29 protein-coding genes and 1 pseudogene are annotated in these 24,326 nt (G+C 73.2%); 17 read left to right on the plus strand and 13 right to left on the minus strand.

The features are described from left to right. Window positions 1-39 precede the first annotated feature (39 nt). Complete coding sequence (locus B0I28_RS20320; RefSeq protein ID WP_106365671.1) at window positions 40-711, plus strand: maleylpyruvate isomerase N-terminal domain-containing protein; 672 nt, start codon at window positions 40-42, stop codon at window positions 709-711. On the opposite strand, the gene B0I28_RS20325 is transcribed toward B0I28_RS20320, so the two are convergent. Next, complete coding sequence (locus B0I28_RS20325; RefSeq protein WP_181245879.1) at window positions 708-1,421, minus strand: HNH endonuclease family protein; 714 nt, start codon at window positions 1,419-1,421, stop codon at window positions 708-710. The two genes, B0I28_RS20320 and B0I28_RS20325, sit on opposite strands and share 4 nt — an antisense overlap. A gap of 118 nt (window positions 1,422-1,539) precedes the next feature. On the opposite strand from B0I28_RS20325, the gene B0I28_RS20330 reads away from it, so the two are divergent. The 3 genes from B0I28_RS20330 to B0I28_RS20340 all read left to right on the plus strand — a co-directional run bounded on the left by B0I28_RS20330 (window position 1,540) and on the right by B0I28_RS20340 (window position 3,569). Continuing rightward, entirely contained in the window at window positions 1,540-2,064 is a 525-nt protein-coding gene (locus B0I28_RS20330; RefSeq protein WP_106365673.1) for an AAA family ATPase, read from the plus strand. An 84-nt stretch (window positions 2,065-2,148) separates the two neighbouring features. Then, window positions 2,149-3,291 carry a WD40/YVTN/BNR-like repeat-containing protein gene (locus tag B0I28_RS20335; RefSeq protein WP_106365674.1) on the plus strand — a complete coding sequence of 381 codons (1,143 nt, stop codon included), beginning with the start codon at window positions 2,149-2,151 and terminating at the stop codon, window positions 3,289-3,291. Continuing rightward, window positions 3,288-3,569, plus strand: coding sequence for a MoaD/ThiS family protein (locus tag B0I28_RS20340; protein WP_106365675.1), 282 nt, complete (start codon window positions 3,288-3,290; stop codon window positions 3,567-3,569). The genes B0I28_RS20335 and B0I28_RS20340 overlap by 4 nt, the downstream gene beginning before the upstream one ends. A gap of 58 nt (window positions 3,570-3,627) precedes the next feature. Here the strand turns inward: B0I28_RS20340 and B0I28_RS20345 are convergent, their stop codons facing one another. Continuing rightward, window positions 3,628-4,059: an FKBP-type peptidyl-prolyl cis-trans isomerase gene (locus tag B0I28_RS20345; RefSeq protein ID WP_106365676.1), complete on the minus strand. Its 432-nt coding sequence runs from the start codon at window positions 4,057-4,059 to the stop codon at window positions 3,628-3,630. 149 nt (window positions 4,060-4,208) lie between these two features. On the opposite strand from B0I28_RS20345, the gene B0I28_RS28330 reads away from it, so the two are divergent. Continuing rightward, complete coding sequence (locus B0I28_RS28330) at window positions 4,209-4,661, plus strand: MarR family winged helix-turn-helix transcriptional regulator (RefSeq protein WP_106365677.1); 453 nt, start codon at window positions 4,209-4,211, stop codon at window positions 4,659-4,661. Here the strand turns inward: B0I28_RS28330 and B0I28_RS20355 are convergent. Next, complete coding sequence (locus B0I28_RS20355) at window positions 4,655-5,317, minus strand: NAD(P)-dependent oxidoreductase (protein WP_106365678.1); 663 nt, start codon at window positions 5,315-5,317, stop codon at window positions 4,655-4,657. The genes B0I28_RS28330 and B0I28_RS20355 overlap by 7 nt on opposite strands. Window positions 5,318-5,439: 122 nt before the next feature. Between B0I28_RS20355 and B0I28_RS20360 the strand changes: the two genes are divergently transcribed. The 5 genes from B0I28_RS20360 to B0I28_RS20380 all read left to right on the plus strand — a co-directional run bounded on the left by B0I28_RS20360 (window position 5,440) and on the right by B0I28_RS20380 (window position 8,618). Then, window positions 5,440-6,045, plus strand: coding sequence for a rhomboid family intramembrane serine protease (locus B0I28_RS20360; protein WP_219926886.1), 606 nt, complete (start codon window positions 5,440-5,442; stop codon window positions 6,043-6,045). Next, window positions 6,042-6,266: a hypothetical protein gene (locus B0I28_RS20365; protein ID WP_106365679.1), complete on the plus strand. Its 225-nt coding sequence runs from the start codon at window positions 6,042-6,044 to the stop codon at window positions 6,264-6,266. Before B0I28_RS20360 ends, B0I28_RS20365 begins: the two co-directional genes overlap by 4 nt. 89 nt (window positions 6,267-6,355) lie before the next feature. After that, window positions 6,356-6,742: a GntR family transcriptional regulator gene (locus B0I28_RS20370; RefSeq protein WP_106365680.1), complete on the plus strand. Its 387-nt coding sequence runs from the start codon at window positions 6,356-6,358 to the stop codon at window positions 6,740-6,742. Then, window positions 6,739-7,632 (plus strand): ABC transporter ATP-binding protein, encoded by an 894-nt coding sequence (locus tag B0I28_RS20375; RefSeq protein ID WP_106365681.1) that lies wholly within the window; start codon window positions 6,739-6,741, stop codon window positions 7,630-7,632. Before B0I28_RS20370 ends, B0I28_RS20375 begins: the two co-directional genes overlap by 4 nt. Next, window positions 7,629-8,618: an ABC transporter permease subunit gene (locus B0I28_RS20380; protein ID WP_106365682.1), complete on the plus strand. Its 990-nt coding sequence runs from the start codon at window positions 7,629-7,631 to the stop codon at window positions 8,616-8,618. Before B0I28_RS20375 ends, B0I28_RS20380 begins: the two co-directional genes overlap by 4 nt. A gap of 84 nt (window positions 8,619-8,702) precedes the next feature. Here B0I28_RS20380 and B0I28_RS20385 read toward each other — a convergent pair whose 3' ends face one another. Next, a complete protein-coding gene (locus tag B0I28_RS20385) occupies window positions 8,703-9,107 on the minus strand; it encodes a VOC family protein (protein WP_106365683.1) in 405 nt (134 codons plus the stop codon). Window positions 9,108-9,342: 235 nt separating this feature from the next. Here B0I28_RS20385 and B0I28_RS27375 point away from each other — a divergent pair, with 235 nt between their 5' ends. Then, window positions 9,343-10,443 carry a coiled-coil domain-containing protein gene (locus B0I28_RS27375; protein WP_106365684.1) on the plus strand — a complete coding sequence of 367 codons (1,101 nt, stop codon included), beginning with the start codon at window positions 9,343-9,345 and terminating at the stop codon, window positions 10,441-10,443. A gap of 63 nt (window positions 10,444-10,506) precedes the next feature. Here B0I28_RS27375 and B0I28_RS20395 read toward each other — a convergent pair whose 3' ends face one another. Further along, on the minus strand, window positions 10,507-11,097 hold the full coding sequence (locus B0I28_RS20395; protein WP_106365685.1) for a DinB family protein: 591 nt from the start codon (window positions 11,095-11,097) through the stop codon (window positions 10,507-10,509). Window positions 11,098-11,154: 57 nt separating this feature from the next. Beyond that, window positions 11,155-11,454: a putative quinol monooxygenase gene (locus tag B0I28_RS20400; RefSeq protein ID WP_106365686.1), complete on the minus strand. Its 300-nt coding sequence runs from the start codon at window positions 11,452-11,454 to the stop codon at window positions 11,155-11,157. A 64-nt stretch (window positions 11,455-11,518) separates the two neighbouring features. Between B0I28_RS20400 and B0I28_RS20405 the strand changes: the two genes are divergently transcribed. Continuing rightward, window positions 11,519-12,268 carry an SAM-dependent methyltransferase gene (locus B0I28_RS20405; RefSeq protein WP_106365782.1) on the plus strand — a complete coding sequence of 250 codons (750 nt, stop codon included), beginning with the start codon at window positions 11,519-11,521 and terminating at the stop codon, window positions 12,266-12,268. A 63-nt stretch (window positions 12,269-12,331) separates the two neighbouring features. Here the strand turns inward: B0I28_RS20405 and B0I28_RS20410 are convergent, their stop codons facing one another. The 3 genes from B0I28_RS20410 to trhA form a co-directional block, all read right to left on the minus strand. Then, window positions 12,332-12,772 (minus strand): DoxX family protein, encoded by a 441-nt coding sequence (locus tag B0I28_RS20410; RefSeq protein WP_106365687.1) that lies wholly within the window; start codon window positions 12,770-12,772, stop codon window positions 12,332-12,334. Between the two features lie 141 nt (window positions 12,773-12,913). Next, complete coding sequence (locus B0I28_RS20415; protein WP_106365688.1) at window positions 12,914-13,300, minus strand: DnaJ family domain-containing protein; 387 nt, start codon at window positions 13,298-13,300, stop codon at window positions 12,914-12,916. A 39-nt stretch (window positions 13,301-13,339) separates the two neighbouring features. Further along, window positions 13,340-13,999 carry a PAQR family membrane homeostasis protein TrhA gene (gene trhA / locus B0I28_RS20420; RefSeq protein WP_106365689.1) on the minus strand — a complete coding sequence of 220 codons (660 nt, stop codon included), beginning with the start codon at window positions 13,997-13,999 and terminating at the stop codon, window positions 13,340-13,342. Window positions 14,000-14,116: 117 nt separating this feature from the next. Between trhA and B0I28_RS20425 the strand changes: the two genes are divergently transcribed. Both B0I28_RS20425 and B0I28_RS20430 read left to right on the plus strand, forming a co-directional pair. After that, on the plus strand, window positions 14,117-15,313 hold the full coding sequence (locus B0I28_RS20425; RefSeq protein WP_106365690.1) for a cation:proton antiporter: 1,197 nt from the start codon (window positions 14,117-14,119) through the stop codon (window positions 15,311-15,313). 82 nt (window positions 15,314-15,395) lie between these two features. Then, window positions 15,396-15,917 (plus strand): DUF2269 domain-containing protein, encoded by a 522-nt coding sequence (locus B0I28_RS20430; RefSeq protein ID WP_106365691.1) that lies wholly within the window; start codon window positions 15,396-15,398, stop codon window positions 15,915-15,917. Here the strand turns inward: B0I28_RS20430 and B0I28_RS20435 are convergent. Then, entirely contained in the window at window positions 15,841-16,986 is a 1,146-nt protein-coding gene (locus B0I28_RS20435) for a glycosyltransferase (RefSeq protein WP_106365692.1), read from the minus strand. The two genes, B0I28_RS20430 and B0I28_RS20435, sit on opposite strands and share 77 nt — an antisense overlap. A 141-nt stretch (window positions 16,987-17,127) precedes the next feature. Between B0I28_RS20435 and B0I28_RS28040 the strand changes: the two genes are divergently transcribed. Then, on the plus strand, window positions 17,128-18,039 hold the full coding sequence (locus B0I28_RS28040; RefSeq protein WP_245889052.1) for a hypothetical protein: 912 nt from the start codon (window positions 17,128-17,130) through the stop codon (window positions 18,037-18,039). Window positions 18,040-18,051: 12 nt separating this feature from the next. Here the strand turns inward: B0I28_RS28040 and B0I28_RS28650 are convergent. Further along, window positions 18,052-18,783, minus strand: a pseudogene (locus tag B0I28_RS28650) (helix-turn-helix domain-containing protein); the annotation flags it as partial. A gap of 131 nt (window positions 18,784-18,914) precedes the next feature. On the opposite strand from B0I28_RS28650, the gene B0I28_RS20445 reads away from it, so the two are divergent. Then, window positions 18,915-19,610: a hypothetical protein gene (locus B0I28_RS20445; RefSeq protein WP_106365694.1), complete on the plus strand. Its 696-nt coding sequence runs from the start codon at window positions 18,915-18,917 to the stop codon at window positions 19,608-19,610. A 73-nt stretch (window positions 19,611-19,683) separates the two neighbouring features. On the opposite strand, the gene B0I28_RS20450 is transcribed toward B0I28_RS20445, so the two are convergent. Both B0I28_RS20450 and B0I28_RS20455 read right to left on the minus strand, forming a co-directional pair. Then, window positions 19,684-20,196, minus strand: a complete 513-nt coding sequence (locus B0I28_RS20450) for a LuxR family transcriptional regulator (RefSeq protein ID WP_106365695.1) — start codon at window positions 20,194-20,196, stop codon at window positions 19,684-19,686. Beyond that, window positions 20,196-22,616 (minus strand): helix-turn-helix transcriptional regulator, encoded by a 2,421-nt coding sequence (locus tag B0I28_RS20455; protein WP_219926887.1) that lies wholly within the window; start codon window positions 22,614-22,616, stop codon window positions 20,196-20,198. The genes B0I28_RS20450 and B0I28_RS20455 overlap by 1 nt, the downstream gene beginning before the upstream one ends. A 209-nt stretch (window positions 22,617-22,825) precedes the next feature. Here B0I28_RS20455 and B0I28_RS20460 point away from each other — a divergent pair, with 209 nt between their 5' ends. Further along, window positions 22,826-24,316, plus strand: coding sequence for a dynamin family protein (locus B0I28_RS20460; RefSeq protein ID WP_106365696.1), 1,491 nt, complete (start codon window positions 22,826-22,828; stop codon window positions 24,314-24,316). The last annotated feature ends 10 nt before the right edge of the window (window positions 24,317-24,326 follow it).

Raw genomic sequence — 24,326 nt, forward strand, 5'->3', positions numbered from 1 at the left:
CAAAGACTCCTCCAGCACAAGGGAATAGGATCAGACCCCATGATCGCACCCGCACCCATCCCCGCACTCACCGCCGAAACCACCCGACTCGCCCACGCCCTCAACGACATCACCGACTGGCACACCCCCACCCGCTGCACCCCCTGGGACGCCGCCGCCCTCACCGCCCACATCACCGGCGCCCTCGCCCGCCTCGACCCCATGCTCGACGCCCCCGAACCCCCGCACGCCACCGTCACCGCCGCCGGCTACTACGCCCCCGACCACCGCTTCGCACCCGACACCAACACCGACCGCATCCACACCGCCACCGAAGCCGCCACTGCCGGAGGACCGGCACTCACCGCCGCATTCCAAGCCACCGCGACACGCATCATCGACCGCTGCACCCGCGAACGCCCCGACCGCCGCGTCACCACCCGCCACGGCGACCCCATGACCCTCGCCGACTTCCTCACCACCCGCATCGTCGAGACCGCCGTCCACGGCATCGACCTCGCCGACGCCCTCGACCGCCCCCGCTGGACCACCCCCGAAGCCCAGCACGCCGTCAGTCACCTGCTCCTCGGCGACCACCACGACACCGCGCTGGCGGCCCTCGGCCTCGACCCGGTCGCGTTCATCGCCAAAGCCACCGGCCGCGACCCCTTCACCGCACCCGAACGCGCCCAGGCGGAAGCCCTCGGCGTCACCTGGCTCGCCCTCGGCTAACACGCGCCGGCGTACTCCAGCAGCGCCGCTTTCTCGGCCTCGTCCACCGTCAGCGACCACTCCTTCTTGACCTCGACCCACGCCCACACGTACGCGCACCACGCGCTCTCGTCCTCGGGCATCCACTCGGCCGGGTCCTGGTCCGACTTCGACCGGTTCGACGACGCCGTGACCGCGATCAGGTGCCACGAGTTCCCCAGATAGTTCGCGTACGACTGCCGGTCCTCGGTCGTCCAGTCGACCGCACCCGACCCCCACGCCTCCTTCAACGGCACGAAGTGGTCGATGTCGAGGTCCCCGGAGTCCGTGACGGTCTCGGCGTCGTACATCGACACCCACTCGCCGGTCATCGCACCCCCGCAGTCCGCCTCCGTCAAACCACCGGACCGGTCCTGCGCCACCAGCACGTCATCGCGCGCATCGCACCCGTTCCCGTCATCGTCCTTCCAATGCGGGAACAGCGACCGGTCATAGCCGTCGTTCCGCTCCTCGGCCACCGTCAGCGCCTCGACGTCCGCCGCCAGCGCCGCACCGTCGACGGTCACCGTGAACGGCGCCGTCGCCGAGAACTCCGCGCTCACCTGCGAACCGGTCCCGTCACCCGACGCCGCATCCGACGACGCGTCGTCGATCGCATCGGAGATCTCCTGGCATCCGGCAGCGAGCAGCAGCAGCGGCGACAACAGCAGGGCGAGACGGGAGGCGCGCATCATGAATCCTCACAGGATCGACTAACGGGCGGGGGAGGCGCATCGACGCGCCGGGGCGTTCGCAACGTAACACGAACACCCGCCCCGCAACAGCCCCGGCCCTGCTAGATTCCCCCGAATGATCGTCTGGCTCAACGGCACCTACGGCGCAGGCAAGACCACCACCGCCCGCCTCCTCCAACACGCACTCCCCGCACGCCTCTTCGACACCGAGCACATCGGACACCTCCTGCGCGGCATCATCGGCGACCTCCCGCACACCGACTTCAAAGACTGGACCCCCTGGCGCGGCCTCACCGTCGAGACCGCCCGCCAAGTCCTCGACTACACCGGCGGCACCCTCGTCATCCCGCAAACCGTCCTCCAGCACCACTACTGGACCGAACTGACCGACGGCTTCACCAAGCACGACATCCCCGTCCACCCCTACACCCTCCACACCGACCGCGACACCCTCACCCGCCGCATCCACGCCGACACCGACGAACCCACCGCCGCCGAATGGCGCCTCCACCACCTCGACCCCTACGAACACGCCACCTGGCTCGCCGAGGAAACCACCCTCATCGACACCACCCACCTCACCCCCGCACAGACCGCCGCAGCAATCCAAGACCACCTCCACGCGGAAACCACCCTCTAGGAAACCCCGGAACCGCCTGAAAACGTCACACCCGAGCGCGACGATGAGAACGACAAGCCACAACACACGGCAAAGGAGCCCGCCATGGCCTACCTCGTCCTCATCGGCACCCGCAAAGGCCTCTTCACCGCCACCAGCGACGACCGCGTCCACTGGTCCGTCGACGGCCCCGCCAAACTCGACGCCGACGGCTTCACCGCCGTCGCCGAGATCTTCGCCGCCGCCTGCGACCCCGCCACCGGCCGCATCCTCGTCGGCGCCTCCACCTTCTTCGGACCCTCCATCTGGCGCTCCGACGACCACGGCAACACCTGGGACGAACCCGTCAACGCCCCCATGGAATTCCCCCAAGACCTCCCGTACCGCCCCCTCGACTACTCCGACACCGCCGGCATCGACCAACCCGACGCCACCGACACCAACACCGTCAAGAAGATCTGGCAGCTCACCTTCGGCCCCGGCGACCGCGTCTGGGCCGGCGTCGAACCCACCAGCCTCTGGACCTCCGACGACTCCGGCCGCACCTTCACCTTCAACCAGGCCCTCTGGGACCACCCCCAGCACACCACCTGGGCCTCCGGCGGCGCCGGACCCGCCGTCCACACCATCGTCACCCACCCCGACGACCCCGACGCCCTCACCATCGCCATCTCCTCCGGCGGCATCTACCAGACCCACGACGACGGCCGCACCTGGCACGGCATCACCAAAGGCATCACCGTCGACTACGGCCCCGACACCACTCCCGAATCCGGCCAGTGCATCCACAAAGTCACCCGCGACGCCGACGGCACCCTCTACGCCCAAAGCCACGGCCCCGCCTACCGCGCCACCCGCCCCGACGGCGGCTGGACCGACATCTCCGCCACCCTCCCCACCAAATTCGGCTTCGCCATCGTCGCCCACCCCACCGAACCCGGCAACATCACCGCCTGGCCCGTCGGCGAATCCATGGACCGCACCCCGCCCGACCACCGCATCGCCCCCTGGCGCACCACCGACCGCGGCGAGACCTGGACCCCCTGGAACGACGGACTCCCCGACGAGGACTACTACGGCACCGTCATGCGCGACGGCGCCTGCACCGACCACGCCCCCGGCAACCCCGGCTGGTACTTCGGCACCCGCTGCGGCGACGTCTGGGCCGCCGACGACGGCGGCACCTGGCACCAGGTCGCCGCCCACCTCCCCGACGTCCTCTGCGTCCGCGCCATGGAGGCCCCGTGACCACCGACGTCAAAATCCCCGCCGCACTCGCCTCCGAATGCGACGGCGCCCGCCACCTCACCGTCGACCTCGACGAGCACGCCACACTCGCCGACCTCCTCGACGCCATCGCCCGCACCCACCCGCGCCTCGCCAGACGCCTCAGAGACGAATCCGGGAAACTCCGCCGCTACGTCAACATCTACATCGGCGACGACGAATCCCGCCGCCTCCAAGGCCTCGACACACCACTCGACAACAGAGAAATCCAGATCCTCCCCTCCATCGCCGGAGGATAAGCGAACACACAGAAGCGGGGGCGCCCCACAAAGGCGCCCCCGCTTCCGAAAACCAGACTTACTTCTGCCCGTTCACCGACACCACGTCGACCACGAACACCAGCGTCTCATTCGGACCGATCACACCACCGGCACCCGACGCCCCGTACCCCAGCTCCGGCGGAATCACCACCAGCCGGCGACCACCCACCCGGGCACCCACCAGACCATCGTTCCACCCCTGAATCACCGGAGCCGAACCCAACGGCGACACCGTGAACGGCTGCGCCCCACGATTCCACGACGCATCGAACTCCTTCCCGTTCGACCAGTTGAACCCCGCGTACTGCACCGCGACCGCATCCCCGGCCTGCGCCACCGCACCCGAACCCTCGACCACGTCGAACACCAGCAGCCCCGCAGGAGCCGCCGCATCCGGCACCGTCACCTCCGGCCGCGACGCCGTGTCCGCAGACACCGACACCTCAACCCCGTCACCGATCTGCACCATATCCGCAAACCCCTCTCGATCAGCCGCCCCAGGCGGCACCGCACAAAACCCCAACAGCCTAAGCACCGCGCCCGAACCCACCGCCCACACCCCCACACCCCGACCTCGCCTATCCTGAACCCCACCCGACCCGCCAGGAGCAGCCGACGATGACCCACCACGCCCACGACGTCACCGAACTCCTGCGCCACCTCACCGTCCAACTCCGCCTCCTCAACCACCAAGTCTCCGACCGCCTCCACCTCCAAGACGTCGACCTCGAATGCCTCGACCTCATCACCCGCACCGGACCCCTCACCGCCACCGCGCTGGCCCGCGCCGCCGACCTGCACCCGGCGACCGCGACCGGGGTCCTCGACCGGCTCGAAGCGGCCGGGTGGATCCGCCGCGACCGCGTCCCGACCGACCGCCGCGCCGTGCACCTGACCGCCGAACCCGACCGCACCGGGGAAGTCCGGGCCCTCTACGAGCCGCTGCGCGAGGCCATCGCCGCCATCTGCGAGGAGTTCACGCCCGAGCAGCTCGCCACGGTCGCGCAGTTCCTCGACAAGGCCGCAGGCGCCGCGCTCGCCGCCACCGACGACCTCGCCGCCCGTCAGTAGGCCACGCCCAGGATCTTCCCGGCCGCGCCCGGGTCCAAGGCCGCGTCGAGCATCGCCGCGGCGAGGTCCGACCGCGCGATCGTCGACCCGTTGCGCGGATTGCGGCCCACTTCGGTGCGCCAGGCGCCCTTCGGGGCCGCGTCGGTCAGCCGCGGCGGCCGCACCACCGTCCAGTCGAGCCCCGAGTCGAGGACGACGTCCTCCATGGCCGCCAGGTCCGCGTAGTGCTCGGCCAGCGCCCACTTCACGATCGGCGTGACCAGGCGCAGCAGCGGCCCGTCCCCGGGGTCGTACCGCGGCTTGTCGGGGCGCCGCAGCGTCGGCACCGTCCCGATCGGCGCGGCCGACAGCACCACCAGGCGCCGCACCCCGGTGGCGCGCATCGCCTCCACGAGCGCCGCGGTGCCCGTCCGCGCGACCCCCGCGTCGGCCTTCCCGGTCGCGCCCAGCGCCGAGACGACCGCGCCGGCGCCCGCCACCGCGCCCGCGAGCGCCTCGGCGTCGGGGGCGCTGAAGTCGATGCGCGCGTGGGGGACCCCGGGCGGGAGCTTGGCGGGGGAGCGGACCAGGGCGGTCACGTCGTGGCCCGACGAGCGGGCCCGCTCCAGGACCAGGCGGCCGGTCGCGCCGGTCGCCGCGGCAAGTACGAGCTTCACAGGGGGTCTCCTCACCGAGGGAACAATACGGAATCCATACTATCGGGATTTCGAAGCAACACGCGTGCGCGCGCACCGGCTACCCTTCACACCACCGACCGAACCCCGAGCGAGGAGCCGCAGTGACCCTCCCCGTCCCGCCCCAGGACCCCCGCCCCGCGCACCCCGTGCGCCGCGCCCTCGCCACCTGGGGCGCCCTCGCCGCGCTCCTGTGGGCGATCCTCCTGACCGACCTCGTCCTGCCCGCGCACCTGACGCAGTACGGCATCGTCCCGCGCACCCTCGAAGGGCTCGTCCCCGGCATCCTCGCCGCGCCGCTCCTCCACGCCGACGTCGCGCACCTCGCCGCGAACACCGCGCCCCTGGTCGTCATGGGCGTCATCTGCGCCCTGCGCGACCGCCGCGGCATGTGGACGGCCCTCGCGATGTCGCTCGTCGTCTCCGGCCTCGGCGTGTGGCTGATCTCCCCGGCGCACTCGGTGACCGTCGGCGCCTCCGGCGTCGTCTTCGGCCTCCTCGGCTACCTGCTCGCGCGCGGGGTGTTCATGCGCCGCATCGGCGACCTCCTCATCGCCGTCCTCGTGTTCGCCGTCTACGGGTCCCTCATCTGGGGCGTGCTGCCCACGAGCCCGTTCGTGTCCTGGCAGGCCCACCTCTTCGGGTTCCTCGGCGGCGTCGCCGCCGCCGTCGCGGTCGCCCGCGCCCGCCGCGCCAAGGCCGCCGCATGAGCGCCCCGTCCGGGTTCTCCTACCGCGAGCGGGGCAGCGGCACCGTCGTCATCGTCCACCGCGGCCGCGCCGCCGCGACCCTCCGCGGCGGGCGCGCCGCGGCGTTCCTCGCCGAAGTCGACGCCGGCGACCCCCAGCTCGTCATGGCCCGCTGGACCGGCGCCTACAAGTTCGGCAACGAGCGCACCGTCCGTAACCACCCCCGCAACCAGGGGCGATAGCCCCGCCGGGGGAGCAGTCGCGCCCCCGGGCTTGACGGGCCACCCTCATCGACCTATAGTGCTAACATCCTAGTGAAATAGAGAAAGTTGTGATCGACTTCCACCTCGAACCGCGCTCCGGCGTCGCCCCCTATATGCAGCTCGTCCACCAGGTCCAGCAGGCCCTCCGGCTCGGGATGCTCACCGTGGGGGACCAGCTGCCGACGGTCAAGCAAGTCGTGGCCAAAGTCGCGATCAACCCCAACACCGTCCTCAAGGCGTACCGCGAACTCGAACGCCAGGGACTCGTCGCCCCCAAACCCGGGCGCGGCACCTTCGTCACCGCGACCCTCGCGGGCGACGACCTCGACGCCCACGCCGAACTCCGCGCGGGCCTCGACCAGTGGATCACCCGGGCCCGCGCCGCCGGCCTCGCCGACGACGCCGTCCGGGCGCTCTTCGACACCACCATGAGAAGGACCGCGCAGGAACCATGAACACCCCCGTCATCGCGACGAACGCGCTCACCAAGCGCTACGGGCCCCATGCGGCCCTCACCGACGTCACCCTCGACATCCCCGCCGGGCGCATCGTCGGCCTCGTCGGCCCCAACGGCGCCGGCAAGTCCACGCTCCTGGCCCTCGCCGCCGGCCTCATCCGCCCCACCGCGGGCACCATCGACGTCCTCGGGAACCGGCCCGCCGCCGACGCCGCGCAGCTCGCCCGCGTCGGCTTTGTCGCCCAGGACACCCCCGTCTACGCCCAGCTCACCGTCGCCGACCACCTGCGGCTGGGGGAGAAGCTCAACCCCCGCTGGGACGCGAAGCTCGCCGACGAGCGCCTGCGCCAGACCGGCCTCGACCCCGCCAAGAAGGCCGGGCGCCTCTCCGGCGGCCAGAAGGCCCAGCTCGCCCTCACCCTCGCCGCCGCCAAACGCCCCGACCTCATGATCTTCGACGAGCCGGTCGCCGCGCTCGACCCGCTCGCGCGCCGCTCGTTCCTCCAGTCCCTCATGGAGTTCGTCGCCGACATGGACGTCTCCGTCCTGCTCTCGTCCCACCTCATCGCCGACGTCGAACGCGTCTGCGACCACCTCGTCATCCTCGCCGAGTCCCGCGTCCAGGTCGCGGGGGAGATCGACGACCTCACCGCCGCCCACCACCGCATCGTCGGCCCCCGCGGCGCCCTCGACCAGCTCCCACCCGGCGTCGACGTCGTCGCCGCCGACCACACCGACCGCCAGACCACGCTCATCGTCCACAACACCGCCGGTGCGCCCCTCGACCTACCCGGCGCCGAGCCGATCGGCCTGGAGGACATGGTCCTCACCTACCTGCACCGCGCCGAAGGCCTCGCCGCCCCGATCCTCCAGGAGACCGCCCGATGATCTGGCTGACCTGGCGCCAGATGCGCGCCCAGACCCTGTGGACCGCCGCCGTCCTCGCCGCGGCCGCCGCCTACATCCTCTACCTCGCCTGGGACGTCCGCGACGCCTACCGCACCCTCGTCACCGAATGCACCACCGCCTGCGACGAGGCCGCGCACTTTCTCGACGACCGGTTCGGCATGACCCTCACCCTCCTGGGCCTGCTCCTGCTCGCCGGACTCGCCGTCTTCGGCGCGTTCTGGGGCGCACCCCTGGTCACCCGCGAACTCGAAGCCGGCACCCACCGCCTCGCCTGGAACCAGTCGGTCACCCGCACCCGCTGGCTCACCGCGAAGCTCGCCGTCGCCGGGGGAGCCGGAGTCCTCCTCGCCGGGTCCGTCACGCTCCTGCTCACCTGGGCCGTCAGCCCCCTCGACGACCTCGCCGACTCCCGGTTCCACCCCATCGAGTTCGTCACCCGCAACCTCGCGCCCTTCGGGTACGCGGTCCTGGCGTTCACCCTCGGCCTCGCCATCGGCGCGCTCACCCGCCGGACCCTCGCCGCCATGGCCTTGACGCTCCTGGTGTTCCTCGGCTTCCAGCTCGTCATGGGCGGGTTCGTGCGGCCCCTGTACGCCGAGCCGGTCACCGAGACCATCACCATGGCCGAGGCCAACACCGTCGGCTACATCGACGGCCTCACCCTCGACGACTCCGGCGCCACCGTCATGGGCTACACCATCCCCGGCGCGTGGGTCGTCAGCGACGAGATGCCCGTGCGCATGGCCGACGGGACCGCGTTCACCGCCGACGACGCCGACGACTGCCGGGCCGTCAACGTCCCGCCCGACGAGTGCCTGTCCCAGAAGGACGCCGCGTTCGACGTCGTCTACCAGCCCGCCGACCGGTACTGGCGGTTCCAGTGGACCGAGTTCGCCATCGCCCTCGGCCTCTCCGCGCTGCTGACCGGCGCCGCGTACTGGCGCCTCCGCCGCGGCCTCAACTAGCACCGCCGCCGATATTCCCACAAGTAACGGTGGGCGGGACCCATGTCCCGCCCACCGCCTGTTCGTCCGTTTCCGCCGCGGGGACTAGCTCCCCGCGATGTTCACCATCCAGCCGATCCCGAACCGGTCGACCAGGGCGCCGAACTCGTCGCCCCACATCTGCTTCTCCAGCGGGATGTTCACCGACCCGCCCTCCGACAGGCCCTCGAAGTACCCGCGCAGCGCGTCCCCGTCGTCGCCCGAGAGGCTGATCGAGATGTTCTGGCCCGGCACGTACGGCATGCCCGGCGGCGTGTCCGACGCCATCACCGTGTACCCGGCCGGCGACGTCAGCTGCGCGTGCATCACCTGGTCGGCCGGGGCGTCCGGCACCCCCGAGTCGCCGAACGTCATCACGTTCAGCTCACCGCCCAGCACCGACTGGTAGAACTCCATCGCCTCCCGCGCGTTCCCGTTGAACGACACGTAGGGATTGAGGATCGAACCCATCGCAGACTCCTTCCGTCCGATCTCCCGCCATCGTCGCAGCACCCGCCGACAACGGCAGCCGAACCGGCCAGAACGGCCCCTCGGGCGCCCCGCAGCCCCAAGGTCGTGTCAGGCCCCCAAGACTCATAACTTGCGGGAACGGCACTTCTCGTGAGTTATGTACTGCGCGACGACACGCTTATTTTCCGGTTATTTAAATATCAATACCGGAAATAAATAATGTTAGGCTGTGGGCATGACGAAAACAGATGCCAGCAACCAGACCGGTCAGACCGCCCAAGCCGCCGGGCCGCGGACCGTCACGCTCTGCAAGCGCTGCGGGACGCCGATCCCGCAGCAGCCCGGCCGCGGACGGCCCCGCCTGTACTGCGCCGACGGCGACTGCGCCTCCCAGGCGAAACGCCAGCGCGAGCTGCGCCGCGCCACGCCGGGCCTGGAGGGCGCGCTGGCGCGGGCCGAAGAGCTGTACGAGCAGATCGAGCAGTCGATGACGTCGGCGCTGGCGCCGCTCGCTGAGGCGCTGCGGGCCGAGACGGACCCGGCGGAAGTCGAGGCGCGGATCGCGGAGGTCCGGTCCGAGGCCGCCAGCGCGGTCGCGGCGGCTCGTGCGGAGCGGGACGAGGTGGCCGGTCGTGCGGCGGCGCTGCGTGACGAGCTTGCGGCGGCGGTGGCTGAGGTGGAGCGGGTGGCCGGGGTCGCGGAGGCGGCTGAGGTTCGGGCGAAGGAGGCGGTGTCGGCGCGGGTTGCGGCGGTGAAGGACGCTGAGGCGGCGCGTGAGGAGGCGGGTCGTGCGCTGGGTGAGGCGCGGGCGGCGGTCGCGGAGCGGGATGCGGCCGTTGGCGATGCGGAGGCGGCGCGGGGCGAGGCTGCGGCCGCGGTGGCGGAGCGGGACGCGGCGGTCGCGGGCCGTGAGGAGGCCGAGCGGGCGGCGTTGTCGGCGCGTGGTGAGGCGGAGGTGGCGCGGGAGCGTGCGGAGCGGGTGGAGGCGGAGGCGGCTGAGGCGCTGCGGGCCGGTGAGGCGGCGCTGGAGCGGGCTGAGGGTCGGGTGGCGTCGGTGATGGTGGAGCGGGACCGGGAGCGGTCGCGTGTGGAGGGTCTGGTGGCGGAGTTGGCGGTGGCGCGTCGGGATGCGGAGCAGGCGTCGGCTTTGGCGGCCGAGCGCGGCTCGGTGGTGGAGCGGTTGCAGGGCGAGGCGGCGTCGGCGGTGGCGGATCTGCGGGTGCTGGCTTCCAGGTTGGAGGCTGCGGAGGCGGCTCGTGCTGAGCTTGTGGCCGAGGCGGGGTCGTGGCGTGAGCGGGCGCTGGCGGCGGAGGCGCGGGTGCCGGCGCGGGAGTAGGGGTACTCCCCTGGCGTCGCGTGGTGTCGGGGGCCCGGTGCGGTTGCGGGCCCCCGGTTGGTCTTATTCGCCTGCTGCGGTGCGGGCGGCTTGTTCGACCTGGTCGCGGTAGGCGGGCCAGTCGAACTGGTCGGCGGGCGGGAGGTTGGAGTTGCGTTCGTTGAGCCCGGCGGCGCCGTCGATGGTCTCGCGGACGATGTCGGCGTGTCCGGCGTGGCGGTTGGTCTCGGCGATCATGTGGACGAGGATCTGGCCGAGGGTGACGGTGCGGCGTTCTTCGGGCCACCAGGGGACGGTGCCTTCGCTGTCGAGGTCGAGGGCGTCGATGGTGGCGTTGGAGTGGTCCCAGACGCGCTTGTAGAGGCCGGTGATGGAGTCGGCGGTCTCGTCGGCGGTGGCCCACATCTCGATGTTGGGGACGGTTTCGATGAGCGGGAACCAGGCGGGCGGGTCGGGGAAGGGCCGGTCGAAGCAGAGGCCGAAGTACTCGACGTCGGTGGCGGCGCAGTGCTTGACGAGGCCGAGGAGGTTGGTGCCGGTGGGGGTGAGGGGTCGGCGCAGGTCGTACTCCCCCAGGCCGTCGAGTTTCCACAGGAGGGCTTCGCGGGCGGTCTGGAGGTATCGCTGGAGGTGGTGTTTGAGGTCGTCGGTCATGGGTGCGAGTGTGCCATCGGGGTGCGACGTGTGCATCTCGATGGCGGTCTCGGTGCTTTAGAGGCTGGTGGGGTGGGCTTCGTAGACGCGGACGTCGGCGGGGCGGGCCCGGTAGGGGTCGAGGGCCGCGGAGCCGGCGGTGTGGTGGGGTGCGGCGAGGTGGGCGTCGAGGGCGGCGCGGTCGGTCCAGGCTTCGACGCACACGAACGCGCCGGGTTCGGTGACCGATTCCCAGAACCGGTAGTCGAGGCAGCCTTCGTCGCTGGCGAGGGTGGATTCCTGGAGTGCGCGCAGGCCTGCGCGGTAGGCGTCGCGGTGCTCGGGCTGGGACCAGACGTACGCGTGGACGAGGATCATGGCCGTGAGTGTAGGCGGGGGTTCGCGTTTGCGCCCGGGGCGGGCCGCTGCTACGGTCCGGGCGATGACTTCTCAAGACAGGCCGGCGCGGTACGGCCACCTCGACTGCAACTCCCCCATCGCCAAGTGGCGGTTCGACCGGCAGGTCGACGACTGCGCGGCGTTCGCGCCGTCGTCGATCGTCGACATCGGGTGCGGGTGGGGCGAGCTGCTCCAGCGCATCACCGAGCGGGTCCCGGGCGCGAAGGCGGTGGGGATCGACTCGGATCTGGAGCTGCTGGAGCGGGGCCGGGCGGGCGCGGCCCGCCGCGGCATCGCGGACCGGCTCGAATTCGTGGAGTACCAGGGCGAGGACTGGACCGAGCCTGCGGATCTGGTGATCTGCATCGGTGCGGCGCATGCGTTCGGGACGAGCGCGCAGGCGGTGGCGGCGCTGGCGCCGCTGGTGAAGCCGGGCGGGCGGCTGCTGTTCGGCGACGGGATCTGGCAGCGCACGCCCACGGAGGCGGAGCTGGCGGGGATGTGGCCGGACACGAAGGCCGACGAGTGGCTGCTGCTGCCGGACCTGGTGGACGCGGCGGTGGCGACGGGGCTGCGGCCTTTGCGGGTGGAGTCGGTGGAGCAGCACGAGTGGGACGACTTCGAGTCGGAGTTCCTCATGGACAAGGAGGTCTGGTTGCAGGCCAATCCGGGTCATGAGCGGGCCGAGGAGGTGCGGGCCGCGGCGGATGCGCATCGTGCCTGGTGGCTGCGGGGTCACCGGGGTCTGCTCGGGTTCGCGTATCTGACGTTGGGACGCCAGGTAGCGTTATAGGCGTGGGCAAGGGGCCCGGACCCGGTGGGGGTCCGGGCCTTTCCCGTGCCCGGGCGGGATTCGTCAGAGTGCGGCGAGGACGCACAGGGCGATGAAGAGGGCCTGTTCGGCGGTGCGGATGCCGATGGGGGTGGCGGGCGATCCGGCGAGGGGGATGCCGCGTTTGGCGGCGGAGTAGTTCGCGGGGTACATGGCGACCAGGAGCGCGGCGAGGCACAGGGCCGCGGCGGTGGCCGTGGCGGGGATGAGGAGTCCGGCGGCGCCGGCGAGTTCGAGGACGCCGGTGAGGGCGACGAGGGCGGCGGGTGCGGGGAGGCGTTCGGGGATCATGCGGGCCATGTCGGTGCGGAACTTCGGGTGGAAGTGGACGGCGCCGGTGAGGGTGAACATGGCGGCGAGGCCGATGCGCAGGCACAGCTGCCAGTCGGTGAGGGCGTCGGCGCCGAGGAGCCCGGCGAGGCGGGCGAGGAGTGTGACGGCGGTGAGCGTGATGACGGGTGCCATGGGTGTGCCTTCGGTGGGGGGCGCAAAGCCGGTCTTGACAGTGTCAAGTTAAGGATGCGCCTGAAACTAGACACTGTCAAGTGAATCTGGGCACCGTCAAGCAGGGGCGCCGTCAAGCGGGACTGCCGGACCGATGCTCGGCTACTGACGGCGGGCTCTCCAGGCGGCGACGGCCTCGTCGACGTCGATGAGCCCGAACCGCAGCGGCGGGCCCTCCACGGGCCCGATGAGGGCCTTGCGGATGCGTCCGTTCAGCTCCTCGACGGCCGCGCGCACGGCGGCCTCGTCATCGAGGGCGTCGAGTGTCGCGGGGAGGTCTTCGCGTTCTTTGCCGAGGCGCAGTGCGGGCGGGAGGGCGTCGAGGCCCATGCTTTCGCGGGTGGCCTGCTGGTGGAGCCACCAGTCTTCGTGCAGGGGCTGTCCGATGCCCGGGAGGGGTTTTCCGGCGCCGGGGAGGTTCTTGAACTCGCCGCGGGCTTTGGCTTCCTGGATGGCCCGGTCCACTCCCCTGGCTTGGCGGTCGCTCATGGCGGCGCTGCCTCCGTCGTCGGTACGCCGATCCTATCGTCAGGCGGCCGAGTGGATCACGAGTGCGACGGCGGCGAACTGTGCGATGTAGGCGGCGATCGTGAAGGCGTGGAACACTTCGTGGAATCCGAACCACCGCACGGACGGGTTGGGGCGTTTGAGGGCGTAGACGATGCCGCCGGCGGTGTAGAGGATTCCGCCGGTGAAGATGAGGACGGTGGCGGCGATGCCGGCGCCCGCGGCGAGCTGCGGGGTGACGAAGACTGCGGCCCAGCCGAGGACGATGTACAGGGCGGTGTAGAGCCAGCGCGGGGCGCCGTGCCAGAGGACGCGGAAGACGACGCCTGCGGCGGCGCCGGTCCAGATGACGGCGAGGAGTGCGGTGCGGGCGGTGCCGTCGAGGGCGAGGACGGCGATGGGCGTGTAGGTGCCGGCGATGATGAGGTAGATGTTGGCGTGGTCGAGGCGTTTGAGGGCGGCGGTGGCGCGCTGGGTGAGGTTGGTGCGGTGGTAGAGCGCGGAGACGCCGAACAGGAGGGCGGAGGCGGCGACGTAGATCGCGGCGCAGACGCGTCCGGCGTAGGTGGGGGCGGTGGCGGTGAGGGCGAGTCCGGCGAGGAGTGCGACGGGGAAGGCGCCGGCGTGGAGCCAGCCGCGGAGGCGGGGTTTGGGGTCGTGGATCGCGGGTGCCAGTGCCATGGTTCGAGGCTACGTCTGCTGGTTACTGTCCGGTAGTGCTGTTGCTCCCCCGATGCGGGGTGGGGTTAGGCCCCGTTTCGGGTCCTGGGGGGCGGTGCGGGGCTTTAAGCTCCGGCGGTGGACTGGGACGGGTTGTCGGTGCAGTTGGTCGTGCTGGCGATGGCGGCGGTGGCGGCGCCGCTGCTGGTGGACCGGCTGGAGCGGTGGGTGCGGCTGCCGGGCGTGGTGGTGGAGATCGTGCTGGGCATCGTGATCGGGCCGCAGGTGCTGGGTCTGGTGCAGACCGGGGTGCTGCTGGAGACGGTCTCGCAGCTGGGGTTGGCGATGCTGTTCTTCCTGGCGGGGTACGAGATCGACTTCCGGGCGGTGCGGGGGCGGCCGATCGTAGCGGCGTCGGCGGGCTGGGTGGTGTCGTTCGCGCTGGCGGCGGGGGCGATGTGGGCGGCCGGTGCCGGTGGGGCGGTGCTGATTCTGGCGATCGGGGTGTCGTCGACGGCGCTGGGGACGATCCTGCCGATCGCGCGGGATTCGGGGCTGTTGGCGGGGCCGGTGGGGCCGCATCTGATGGCGGTGGGGGCGGTGGGCGAGTTCGCGCCGATCGCGTTGCTGGCGTTGTTCTATTCGGAGGGTCACCATTCGGGGAGGACGACGCTGGCTATTGCGTTGGCGGGTCTTGCGGTTGCGGCGGCGGCGATCGGGTCGCTGCGGCGGTCGGCGCGGGTGGGGCGGCTGCTGTCGGCGACGTTGGGGACGTCGGCGCAGTTGGCGGTGCGTTTGTCGGTGCTGGTGCTGCTGGGGGCGGTGCTGCTGGCGGCGGAGATCGGCGTCGATATCGCGTTGGGGGCGTTCGCGGCGGGGGTGTGCATGCATGTGCTGCTGTCGGCGCTGGACGAGCGGGAGGAGGCGCTGGTGCAGTCGAAGCTGGACGGGATCGGGTTCGGTGCGGTCGTCCCGGTGTTCTTCGTGTACACGGGGGTGACGTTCGATCTGGACGAGCTGCTCGGGTCGCCGGTGGCGCTGGCGCTGATCCCGGTGTTCCTGCTCGTGTTCGCGGTGGTGCGCGGGGCGGTGACGTGGCTGTTCGCGCGGAGGGCGCTGGCGGGGCGGGACCGGGGTGCGTTGGCGGCGTTCGCGGCGACGCAGCTGCCGATCGTGGTCATCGCGTCGTCGACTGCGGCGGAGCGGGGCCTGGTGGAGGAGGCGGTCGCGGCGGCGATGGTGGGGGCGGCGATGGTGTCGGTCCTGGTGTTCCCGCTCGTGGGCTTGAAGTGGACGAGGCGCAGTACTGCGGCGGTGGCGGCGGAGCCGATCTAGGCGGGGTCAGCGGGTGGGCGTAGGGGCGGATACGCGTCTGCTCCGATGCGCCCGCCTGCGTGAGGGGGCGAGCGTGGACGGTATGAGAAAACTCCGCCGCCCCGCGTACCGGGCCTTCGTCATCGCCCACGTCGCCTCGTCGGTCGCCTGGCTGGGCTTGAGCCTGAGCCTCCTGGTCCTCGGTGTCCGGGCCGTCACCACTGAGGACGCGGCCGTGCAGTTCGCGGCCGGGACCGCGATGGACGCGCTCGCCTCCGCGATCGCGGTCCCGATCGGGCTCGTCGCGATCAGTACCGGCACGGTGCTGATGTTCGGGACCCGCTGGGGCCCGTCGCACAAGTGGGTCCTCGTCAAGCTGATCGCGACGGTGGCCGCGTTCGCCGCGACGGTCTTCGCGCTGCTCCCGGGCCTGGAGGCGACTGCGGCGATCCTCGACCCGGACCGGTTGCAGGTCCTCGACGACCAGGTGATCGCCGCGCCGATCGTGTCCTCGGCGGTCTACCTCGGCGCGACGATCCTGTCGTACGTCAAGCCGTGGGGACGGGTGGGCGCAGGCCGCCGCGCGCCGGCCCCAGTGCGAGCGCCCGCCCGTAGTGCTCGATGAGCGCGTCGCCTTCGGCCTCCCAGGTGCGGCCGCGGACCTTCAATCGTCCGCGCCGCCCCCACTGGCGCAGCACGTCCCGCTGCCCGGCGAGGGAGGCGACGAGGCCCGCCAGCGCGGCGGTGTCGCCAGCGGGGAAGTGGGTGCCGTCCACGCCCGGGTCGACCAGTTCGGGCGCGCCGCCGGCGTCGACGGCGAGCACGGGCACGCCGGAGGCGTGGGCCTCCTGGATGGTCTGCCCGAACGTCTCGAACGGCCCGGTGTGGACGAACAGGTCGAGGGAGGCGTACAGGCGCGACAGGTCCGTGCCGTGGAGGGCGCCGAGGAACTGCGCCTGCGGCAGGAGCCGCTCCAGGGCTTTGCGGCGGGGGCCGTCCCCGGCGATCACCAGGCGCACGCCGGGGAGTGCGGCGGTGTCGGCGAGCCAGTGCAGCTGCTTCTCGCGGGCCAGGCGGCCGACGTAGCCGACCAGGAGCTCCCCGTCGGGCGCGAGCGCGTCGTGGAGGGCGGTGTCGCGGAAGGCGGGGTGGAACCGGTTGGTGTCGACCCCGTGCGGCAGGACCGCGACGCCGCCGATGCCTTGGGCGGTGAGGGACCGGGCGGTGCATTCGGAGAGGGCGAGGTTGACCGCGGCGCGGGAGTGGATCGACTTGAGGCGCTGCCAGACCAGCTGTTCGAACGCGGTCAGGTGGTAGGCGCGGGTGTAGGCGGGCAGGTCGGTCTGCCAGACCGCGACGGCGGGGACGCCGCGCCGCTCGGCCCAGGCCGCGGCGCGCGCGGTGTACCCGAAGGGGCTGGCGAGGTGGACGACGTCGGGCCGGTGGGCGTCGAGCGCGTCGTCGAGGGCTTTGGTGGCGAGTCCGGCGCGGAAGTGCCGGTAGGCCGGGAGCCGCACGGAGGGGACGTGGACGACGGGCCAGTCGAAGACCGGGCGCGGGCCCGGCCCGGGGGCGGGGGCGACCACGACCGGTTCGATCCCGCGCGACGCGAGGTGGGCCGCGGCCCGCGCCACCGAGCGGGCGACGCCGTTGATCTGCGGCGGGAAGGATTCGGTGACCAGTGCGACTCTCATGACCGGAGCGTAAAGGCGCAGGTGGGCGGTGGAGGGAATCGGAAGTGTCGCGGGACTGAACCCCAGCCGATATTCACGCCCGTCACGGCCTGGCCGATTCGTTCAAGCCCGGGGCCGGGCGCGGGTTTTAGCGTGAGGGGCATGGAACGGATCGATGCAGAGCAGTTGGAGCGCGCCGCGCAGTTCGTGTGGCGCACCGGGAGCCTGGTGGACCAGCGCCGCATGGCGCGCCTGGCCGGGACCGGCACGAGTGAGGGAGTGCGGGCGGCGGTGCTCGCGCACCGGACCGGTGACGGGGGGTTCGCGTTCGCGCTCGAACCGGATGTGAAGGGCCCCGAGCCGCAGCCGCTCGCCGCGATGACGGCGCTGGCGATTCTGGATGAGGCCGGGGTCCTCGACCAGGAGACCGGCGCGGGCGTGTGCGACTGGCTCGCGGTGCACACGGCCCCGGACGGGGGTGTCCCGGACCTTTTGGAGACGATCGGCGCCTATCCGCACCCGCCGTGGGTCCAGGCCCCGCCGCAGGACCGCGGCGGGCTGCTCACGACCGCGAGGGCGGCCGGGTACCTGCTGCGCAATAGGGTCGAGCACCCGTGGATCGACGGCGCGGCCGCGTTCTGCCGCGACCGGATCGACCGGCTCGAAGCGAGCCACCCGTACGAGATGTTCAGCGTCGCGGCGTTCCTCGGCGCCGCACCCGATCGCGCCTGGGCCGGCAAGGCCGCCGCGCGCATGGGTGAGCTCGTGCGCGGGGCGGGCCTGGTGCTCCTCGACCCCGCGGACCGGGAGGGTGTGGAGTCGCCGCCGGGGTACGCGCCCGGCGAGCACCACCTCGCCTGCGACTTCGCCCCCGACCCGGCCAGTGCCGGGGCGGCGTGGTTCAGCGCGGCGGAGATGCGTGCGGCCCTGGACTTCCGGGCCGCCGAGCAGGACGCGGACGGGGGCTGGCCGATCCACTACCGGCGCTGGCACGACGGGATCGAGCTCCAGGCCCGCCCCGGGTTCACCGTCGACGCCGTCAGGGTCCTCAAGGCGTGGGAGGGCGCGGCGTAAGCGCAGGCTCGTCGGCGGGACGCCGGACCAGCGGCGCACCTGCCGGGCCAGGTGCGCCTGGTCGGCGTATCCCTCCTCGGCGGCGATGCGCGCCCAGTCCCGCTCCCCCGCCGCGGTGGCCCTTCGGAACCGGAGGATCTGTTCGAGGGTCTTGGGGCCGTAGCCGAACGCGGCCGCGACGCGGCGGCGCAGGTGCCGCTCGGAGAACCCGAGGGCACGGGCCAGGACCGGGACGGGCGGGGGCTCGGGGACGTCGAGCGCCCGCGCGGCGGCCAGCGCGGCCGCATCGGGCGCGAACCGCACGGCGCGGGCGGCGAGGGCTCCGGCGAGGATCGCGGCGGCGTCCCACGGGTCGCCTGCGGCTGCAAGGCGGTCGGCGAGCGGCCCGGGGTCCCAGAGGTCGGCGAGGGCGGGCTGGGCGTCGGCGACCGCGGTGGCCGGGACGTCGCCGAGGAGGATCCGGGCGGCGCCGGGGCGCAGCCGGATCCCGGCGATCACGGTCCCGGTGGCGAGGGGGACGTCGCGGGGGCCCGTGTCGGGGCCTGCGATCTCCAGTCGGCCGCCGTGCCACAGGAGGTCGGTGCAGGCGTCGGGGACGACCCGGGTGGTGGCCGGGTGCGGGGCGCGGCGCACCCACAGGCACGGCGACCAGGCCGGGTCGGGTGCGGGCCGCTCGGTGTAGGCCGCGGGCGGGCGCCCGGGCGCGGTGTCCATGCCTGCGACCGTAACGCGCTGCACCGACATCGGCGGCGGTGCGCGCGACTGCGGGGCGGGGCAGTGTCGGACCCGGCGTGTAGGTATTGGAGGATGCAGTCCAGTTCACCAGGCCGCGCCTTCGAGTGCCGTGCCTCCGAACCCATGTGAAGGAGCCCCCGATGTCACTGTCGAGTGCCGACATCGCCCATCTCGAAGCGGTGCTGGCGCAAGGGAAGAAACCCAAGGTGGTGTTCACCGACGCGGCCGGGCAGGTCGCCGGGCGCACCGGGAAGGTCGTCGCCCTCGACCCGGCCGGCGTCGACGACTTCGTGCAGGTCGCGTTCGGGTCCGACGAGCTGTCGTTCTCCGCGGCCGAGCTGCGCCTGCCCGTCCCCGGCGAGGGGGCGAGGCGGACGGCGCCGCGCCAGCGCGCCGCCGCGCCGACCGGGCCCGGCCTGCTGCCCGACGATGCGCCCGAGGCCAAAGCGCCCGTGACCGAACCTGCACCGAAACCCGTTGTGAGCGAGAGGAAGACCGTGACCGAACCCGCACCGTCCGCGCCTGAGCCCGTGGTCAAGAAGAAGGCGGCGCGCCCGCGCGCCCAGGCTGCCAAGCACCCCGAGCTGACGGTCACGCTGACCTATGAGGACGGCGAGTGGTCCGTGGCCGCGGCCCGCGGCGCGCGCACGGTCGTCAAGGGCGCCAAGGTCGCCCACACGAACGCGCTGACGATGTGCCAGGCTTCGGGATCGGACGAGGTCAACGAGGTCGTCTCCGAAGTGGTCGAGAAGATCCGCTCCGAGGCCGCCGAGGAGGCCGCCCGCCTGCGCCGCCAGCTCGAAGAGGCCGAAGCGCGCCTCGCCGAACTGAAGTAGCCGCACCCGCGGAGCCGACGGGCCCGGGACGCCGGGAGGCGGACCGGGCCCGGCTGTGTCTGCGCTCCAGCGGCTAGTCGCGGGCGTGCTTGATGTAGATCATGACCGCTTCGCGGGTGGTCTTGACGCCCAGGGACTGGCGGGCGGCGGCGATGCGGCGGTTCGCGGTGCGCAAGGAAACGAACTCGGCTTCGGCGGCGGCGGCGATCGTCGACCCCGCCGCGAGGCGCGACAGGAGGGCGCGCTGCTCGGCGTCCAGGTCGAGGCCGTCGGCGGCTTCGGCTTTGCCGGGGGTGAGGCCGAGGGGGCCGACGCGGCGCAGGTCGGCGGCGAGGTTGAGCGCCAGCTGCCCGGTGGCGACGGCGATGATCCCGGCGCCGCGGGCGGCGGCCAGGACCGCCTGGGACGCGGTGTGGTCGTCGCCGACGGCCCCGTGGCACACCAGGCGCCGGTCGGCGAGGTCCCACGCGGGCTCCAGGAGCGCGAACCCGCGGTGCGCCGACCAGCCCGCGGCCGCGCACCGGCGCACCAGCGCGTCGGCATCGCTCCCGGCCGCGACGACATGCAGGGGCACCTGTTCGCCCATCAGCCCTCACCGCCTTCGGCCGGCGCGGCGGACAGCAGGACCGCGGCTTCGGTGCGGGTCTTCGCGCCGAGCTTGCGCATGCCTGAGCGGATGTGCGTCTCGACGGTCTCGGCGGTGATCCCGAGGATCTCGGCGATCCGCCGCGACGGGTGCCCGGAGGCGACGTGGCGCAGCACCTCGGCCTCGCGGTCGGTCAGTCCCCCGCCGCCGCGCGCCGAGCGGCGGTCGCGGCGCACGTCGTGGCGGCGCAGGCCCCGGCGGGCGCGCCCGGCCAGGACGATGAGGCCGTGCTCGTCGGCGATCCGCTCGGCCGCTTCGAGGGCCGCGACGGCGGCTTGGGGCTCCCCGGAGTGGGCGGCGAGCGCGAGGAGGCAGCGGACCTGCTCGCGGGCGGCGAGGCCGTCCCATGCGGAGGCGGCCTGCGCGAACGGGCCCGGTGCGGCCTTGTCCCACGCGGCGAGCGTGGTCGCGACGGGCGCGGGCCAGGGGGTGGCGTCGGCGGCGACCGGCTCGGTCCCGGTGTCGTAGGCGATCCACCGGCCGGTGATGTGCGCGAGCCCGCCGACGAGGCCCGGCTGGGCCTCGGGGGCTTCGGGGCCGGGCTGGCCGTCGAGCCACGCGGTCTCGTGCTCCAGCCATGCGACGAGCCCGTCGAGCGCCGCGGGGGCGTCGTGCAGGCGCGAGAGGCGGGCGCGGGCGGCGCCGAGCGCGCCGGTGTCGGCTTCGGCGAGGGCGATGGAGGCGGCGATGAGCGTGTCGGCGACCGCCGGGAGCGCATGGTCGGCCAGGGACTGCGCGGCGGCGATCACGTTGTCCAGGCCCGTCCCGGACAGGACGAGGCACCAGGCGGCGGCGGCGAGGAACCGGGTCTGCCACGAGTAGGCGCCGTCGGCGCCGGCCCGGTCGGCGGCCTCGTGGGCGACCGCTTCGGCCTCGACGAGGCGCGCGGCGTCGGCGAGGGCGATCACCCGCGACCACGCGCACCACGCGGCGGTCGTCGCGTCCCCCGCGTCGCGCGCGAGCGCTTCGGCGGCGGCGAGCGCGTCGGGGTCGTCCCCAGCGAGCGCCGCGGCGAGCCCGGGATGGGCGAGGTCGGGGTAGGCGGCTCGCAGCTCCTCGGCCAGGAGCGCGCGTTCGGCGGGCGGGGCGCACAGCAACCGCAGCTGGTCGGTCTCGGGACCCTCGGGGGCCTCGGCGAGGGCGGCGCGGGCGCGGCCGGTCTCGCCGACCGCCAGGAGCGCCCAGGCGCGCACGACGGCGGTGTCGCCGCCTGCGGGGGCCTGGTCGAGGACCGCGAGCGCGGCGTTGGTGCGGCCCGCTTCGAGGGCCGCGCGGGCGGCCGGGACGGCGTGCGCGGGGTCGATCTCGGCCGCGAGCAGCAGCGCCTCGGCGCGGGTCTGGGGACCGGCGCCGTCGGCGGCGGCCAGCGCGGTGGCGAGGGCGCGGCTTGGGAGCCCGGCGGCGTGGGCGTGGCGCGCGGACTCCACGCCCTGGGTGGCGTCGGCGAGGTGCTCGTGCATGGACCGGCGGGCTTCGGTGTCGAGGATGCCCGCGGCGATCTCGGCCATCCACGGCGACGCCGGGCGCAGGAACGGCCCTTCGGCGACGGCGAGTCCGGCGTCGGCGAGGACCTGCGCGCCCTCGCCCAGCAGGGACGGGTGCGCGGGCCGGCCGAGCAGGCCCAGGACGGCCAGGGCGGTGCGCCCGGCGCGCGGCAGGTCCGCGATGGCGGCCGCCGCGGCGGAGGCGGGGTCGCCGGGCAGGCCCGCGTCGGGTTCGCCCGGCCCGGTGTGCGCGGCGCGCTTGGCGAGGGCGGTGAGGGCGAGGGGGTTGCCGCCGGCGCGGGAGGCGAGCGCCGCGGCCCTGGTCGCCGGCAGCGCCGGGGCGGCCTCGGCGACGAGCGCCGCGGCTTCGGCGTCGGTGAGCTCGGGGACGGGGATGACGGTGGCGGCGGCGAGGAGCCGCGCGAGGGCGTCCTCGCCGAGCCGGTTGGGGATCCGCAGGGCGGCGGCCACCGGGAGGCGCTCGGCGAGCACGGGCAGGACCGCGAGGGTCGCCGCGTCGCACCACTGGAGGTCGTCGATGACGAGCAGGCCCCCGCGGGTGCGCGAGTAGACGGCCTCGGCCAGCAAAGGGAGGTCGTCGGCGGGCATCCGCGCCCGCGTCGCCCGCTCCAGCGCGAGCGCGGGCTGCCCCGAGAGCATCGCCAGGCCCCCGCCGGCGTGCACGGGCCGCTTGGAGGCGCGCGCGAGCCGCTCCAGCAGCCGGGTCCGCCCCGACCCGGGCGGGCCGGTGACGACCACCAGGCCCGGTCCCGCCAGCGCGCCGGCCATGGCGCGCAGGGCATCGTCGCGGTTGGCGACCCCGAGGGGCGTCGAGGCGATCGGGGGCGCCAGTCCGGGGGTGGGCGGGGCGGCCAAGGGGGCTCCTAACGCTGTGGCACGAATGGGGGAGGCGGCCGGGCGGTCGCGGTTTGTAATCTCGTGTGTGTCGACGGACCGCCGACGCCTCTCATGATATTGCGGAAGCTTCGATGCCGCAGACCGGCGTCGGCGACCGGAGTGCCGCATACCGGGCGCAGCGCCCGGACGGACCGACGAGACTACAGGAGAGGGCGGACGCGGGGACCATGGTGGCAGGACAACTCACCACGAGCGTGGCGGGCATGTGCGAGGAACTGGCCGGCAAGGTCTCCCCCGCGTCGCGCCCCGTGGTCGAGGAGGTCGCGGCCCGGCTCGGGCAGCCCCTTCGCGTCGCCGTCGCCGGACGCCTGAAGGCCGGGAAGTCCACGCTCGTGAACGCGCTGATCGGCCGCCGCGTCGCACCGACCGCCGCCGGGGAGTGCACGCGGGTGGTGACCCAGTTCCGGTACGGGCCCGCCGACCGGGTCGACGTGGTCGCCCGCAACGGCGTCAAGCACGCCGTCCCGCTCGATGCGAACGGGATGATCCCGACGTCGCTGCCGATCCCCGCCGACGAGGCCGCGATGATCGACGTGCAGCTGTCCTCCGACCGCCTCCGCGACCTCACCGTCGTCGACACGCCCGGGTTGCAGTCGGTGAACACCGACATCTCGGATGCGGCCCGCGAGATGCTGTTCGCCGCGCCGATCGCCGAGGACGTCGACGACGACTCCAAGGCCGCCGTCGAATCGGCCGAGGCGATCATCTACGTGTTCACCCAGCAGGTCCGCGCCGACGACGTCGAGGCCCTGGAGGCGTTCTCGAAGGCGTCGCAGCAGCTGTCGTCCTCGCCGATGAACGCCCTGGGCCTGTACAACAAGGCCGACAAGCTCGCCCCCGGCCCCGGGCAGGACCCCTGGCCCGTCGCCGGCCCGATCGCCGGGGACCAGGCGAACGTCCTGCGCCGCGCCGTCTGCGACGTCGTCCCCGTCGTCGGGCTCCTCGCCGAGACCGCCGAAGCGGGCCTGCTGACCGCCGCGGACTGCGAGGCCCTGCGCACCCTCGCAGGGCTCGGCGAGGAGAAGCGGGCGCTCATGCTCGCCTCCGCCGGGCTGTTCCTGTCCACCGAGTCCCCCGTGGACGAGCACCAGCGCAGGCGGCTGCTGGAGCGCCTGGACCTGTACGGCATCCACTTCGCGATCGCCCACCTCCAGGCCAGCCCCCACCTCGCCACGGGTGAACTGGTGCGGCTGCTGTTCGCCGCCTCCGGGTTCCCGCGGCTGCGCACCACCCTCCACCAGATCTTCGGCGTCCGCGCCGACGTCATCAAGGCCGGATGGGCCCTCGGGCGCCTCGACGCCGCCGCCGCCTCCGGGCCCGCCGCGGACCGGGACCTCCTGCGGGGCGCGGTCGAGTCGATCGTCGCCCGCCCCGAATACCACCGCCTCCCGCTCCTCGAAGCCGCCGCGCAGGTCACCACCGGGCAGGTCGCGCTCCCCGAGGCCATGGAGGCCGAGGTCGCGCGGCTCGCGCTCACCGACGACGCCGGCGTCGTCCTGGGCCTGCCCGGCGAGGCCCGCCCGCAGCTGCGCCGCGCCGCCATCGAAGCCGCCGCGCGCTGGCGGGCCTTCGCCAACGGCGGCGCCACCCCGTCCCAGGCGCGGGTGGCGAACGTGGTGCATCGTGGTTTCCATCTGCTGGCCCAACGCCTCGGCTGACAGCGACAAG

The sequence above is a fragment of the Glycomyces artemisiae genome, from assembly GCF_003002955.1.
Taxonomy (GTDB): domain Bacteria; phylum Actinomycetota; class Actinomycetes; order Mycobacteriales; family Micromonosporaceae; genus Glycomyces; species Glycomyces artemisiae.

Excerpts from the sequence above, each read along its gene's own strand:
- B0I28_RS20460 (WP_106365696.1), top strand. The coding sequence starts at position 22,826 with ATGGTGGCAGGACAACTCACCACGAGCGTGGCGGGCATGTGCGAGGAA.
- B0I28_RS20345 (WP_106365676.1), bottom strand. The coding sequence starts at position 4,059 with ATGGTGCAGATCGGTGACGGGGTTGAGGTGTCGGTGTCTGCGGACACG.
- B0I28_RS20365 (WP_106365679.1), top strand. The coding sequence starts at position 6,042 with ATGAGCGCCCCGTCCGGGTTCTCCTACCGCGAGCGGGGCAGCGGCACC.
- B0I28_RS20405 (WP_106365782.1), top strand. The coding sequence starts at position 11,519 with ATGACTTCTCAAGACAGGCCGGCGCGGTACGGCCACCTCGACTGCAAC.
- B0I28_RS20320 (WP_106365671.1), top strand. The coding sequence starts at position 40 with ATGATCGCACCCGCACCCATCCCCGCACTCACCGCCGAAACCACCCGA.
- B0I28_RS20445 (WP_106365694.1), top strand. The coding sequence starts at position 18,915 with ATGTCACTGTCGAGTGCCGACATCGCCCATCTCGAAGCGGTGCTGGCG.
- B0I28_RS27375 (WP_106365684.1), top strand. The coding sequence starts at position 9,343 with ATGACGAAAACAGATGCCAGCAACCAGACCGGTCAGACCGCCCAAGCC.
- B0I28_RS28040 (WP_245889052.1), top strand. The coding sequence starts at position 17,128 with ATGGAACGGATCGATGCAGAGCAGTTGGAGCGCGCCGCGCAGTTCGTG.
- B0I28_RS28330 (WP_106365677.1), top strand. The coding sequence starts at position 4,209 with ATGACCCACCACGCCCACGACGTCACCGAACTCCTGCGCCACCTCACC.
- B0I28_RS20325 (WP_181245879.1), bottom strand. The coding sequence starts at position 1,421 with ATGCGCGCCTCCCGTCTCGCCCTGCTGTTGTCGCCGCTGCTGCTGCTC.
- B0I28_RS20395 (WP_106365685.1), bottom strand. The coding sequence starts at position 11,097 with ATGACCGACGACCTCAAACACCACCTCCAGCGATACCTCCAGACCGCC.
- B0I28_RS20415 (WP_106365688.1), bottom strand. The coding sequence starts at position 13,300 with ATGAGCGACCGCCAAGCCAGGGGAGTGGACCGGGCCATCCAGGAAGCC.
- B0I28_RS20410 (WP_106365687.1), bottom strand. The coding sequence starts at position 12,772 with ATGGCACCCGTCATCACGCTCACCGCCGTCACACTCCTCGCCCGCCTC.
- B0I28_RS20450 (WP_106365695.1), bottom strand. The coding sequence starts at position 20,196 with ATGGGCGAACAGGTGCCCCTGCATGTCGTCGCGGCCGGGAGCGATGCC.
- B0I28_RS20330 (WP_106365673.1), top strand. The coding sequence starts at position 1,540 with ATGATCGTCTGGCTCAACGGCACCTACGGCGCAGGCAAGACCACCACC.
- B0I28_RS20380 (WP_106365682.1), top strand. The coding sequence starts at position 7,629 with ATGATCTGGCTGACCTGGCGCCAGATGCGCGCCCAGACCCTGTGGACC.
- B0I28_RS20400 (WP_106365686.1), bottom strand. The coding sequence starts at position 11,454 with ATGATCCTCGTCCACGCGTACGTCTGGTCCCAGCCCGAGCACCGCGAC.
- B0I28_RS20430 (WP_106365691.1), top strand. The coding sequence starts at position 15,396 with ATGAGAAAACTCCGCCGCCCCGCGTACCGGGCCTTCGTCATCGCCCAC.
- B0I28_RS20385 (WP_106365683.1), bottom strand. The coding sequence starts at position 9,107 with ATGGGTTCGATCCTCAATCCCTACGTGTCGTTCAACGGGAACGCGCGG.
- B0I28_RS20375 (WP_106365681.1), top strand. The coding sequence starts at position 6,739 with ATGAACACCCCCGTCATCGCGACGAACGCGCTCACCAAGCGCTACGGG.
- B0I28_RS20335 (WP_106365674.1), top strand. The coding sequence starts at position 2,149 with ATGGCCTACCTCGTCCTCATCGGCACCCGCAAAGGCCTCTTCACCGCC.
- trhA (WP_106365689.1), bottom strand. The coding sequence starts at position 13,999 with ATGGCACTGGCACCCGCGATCCACGACCCCAAACCCCGCCTCCGCGGC.
- B0I28_RS20435 (WP_106365692.1), bottom strand. The coding sequence starts at position 16,986 with ATGAGAGTCGCACTGGTCACCGAATCCTTCCCGCCGCAGATCAACGGC.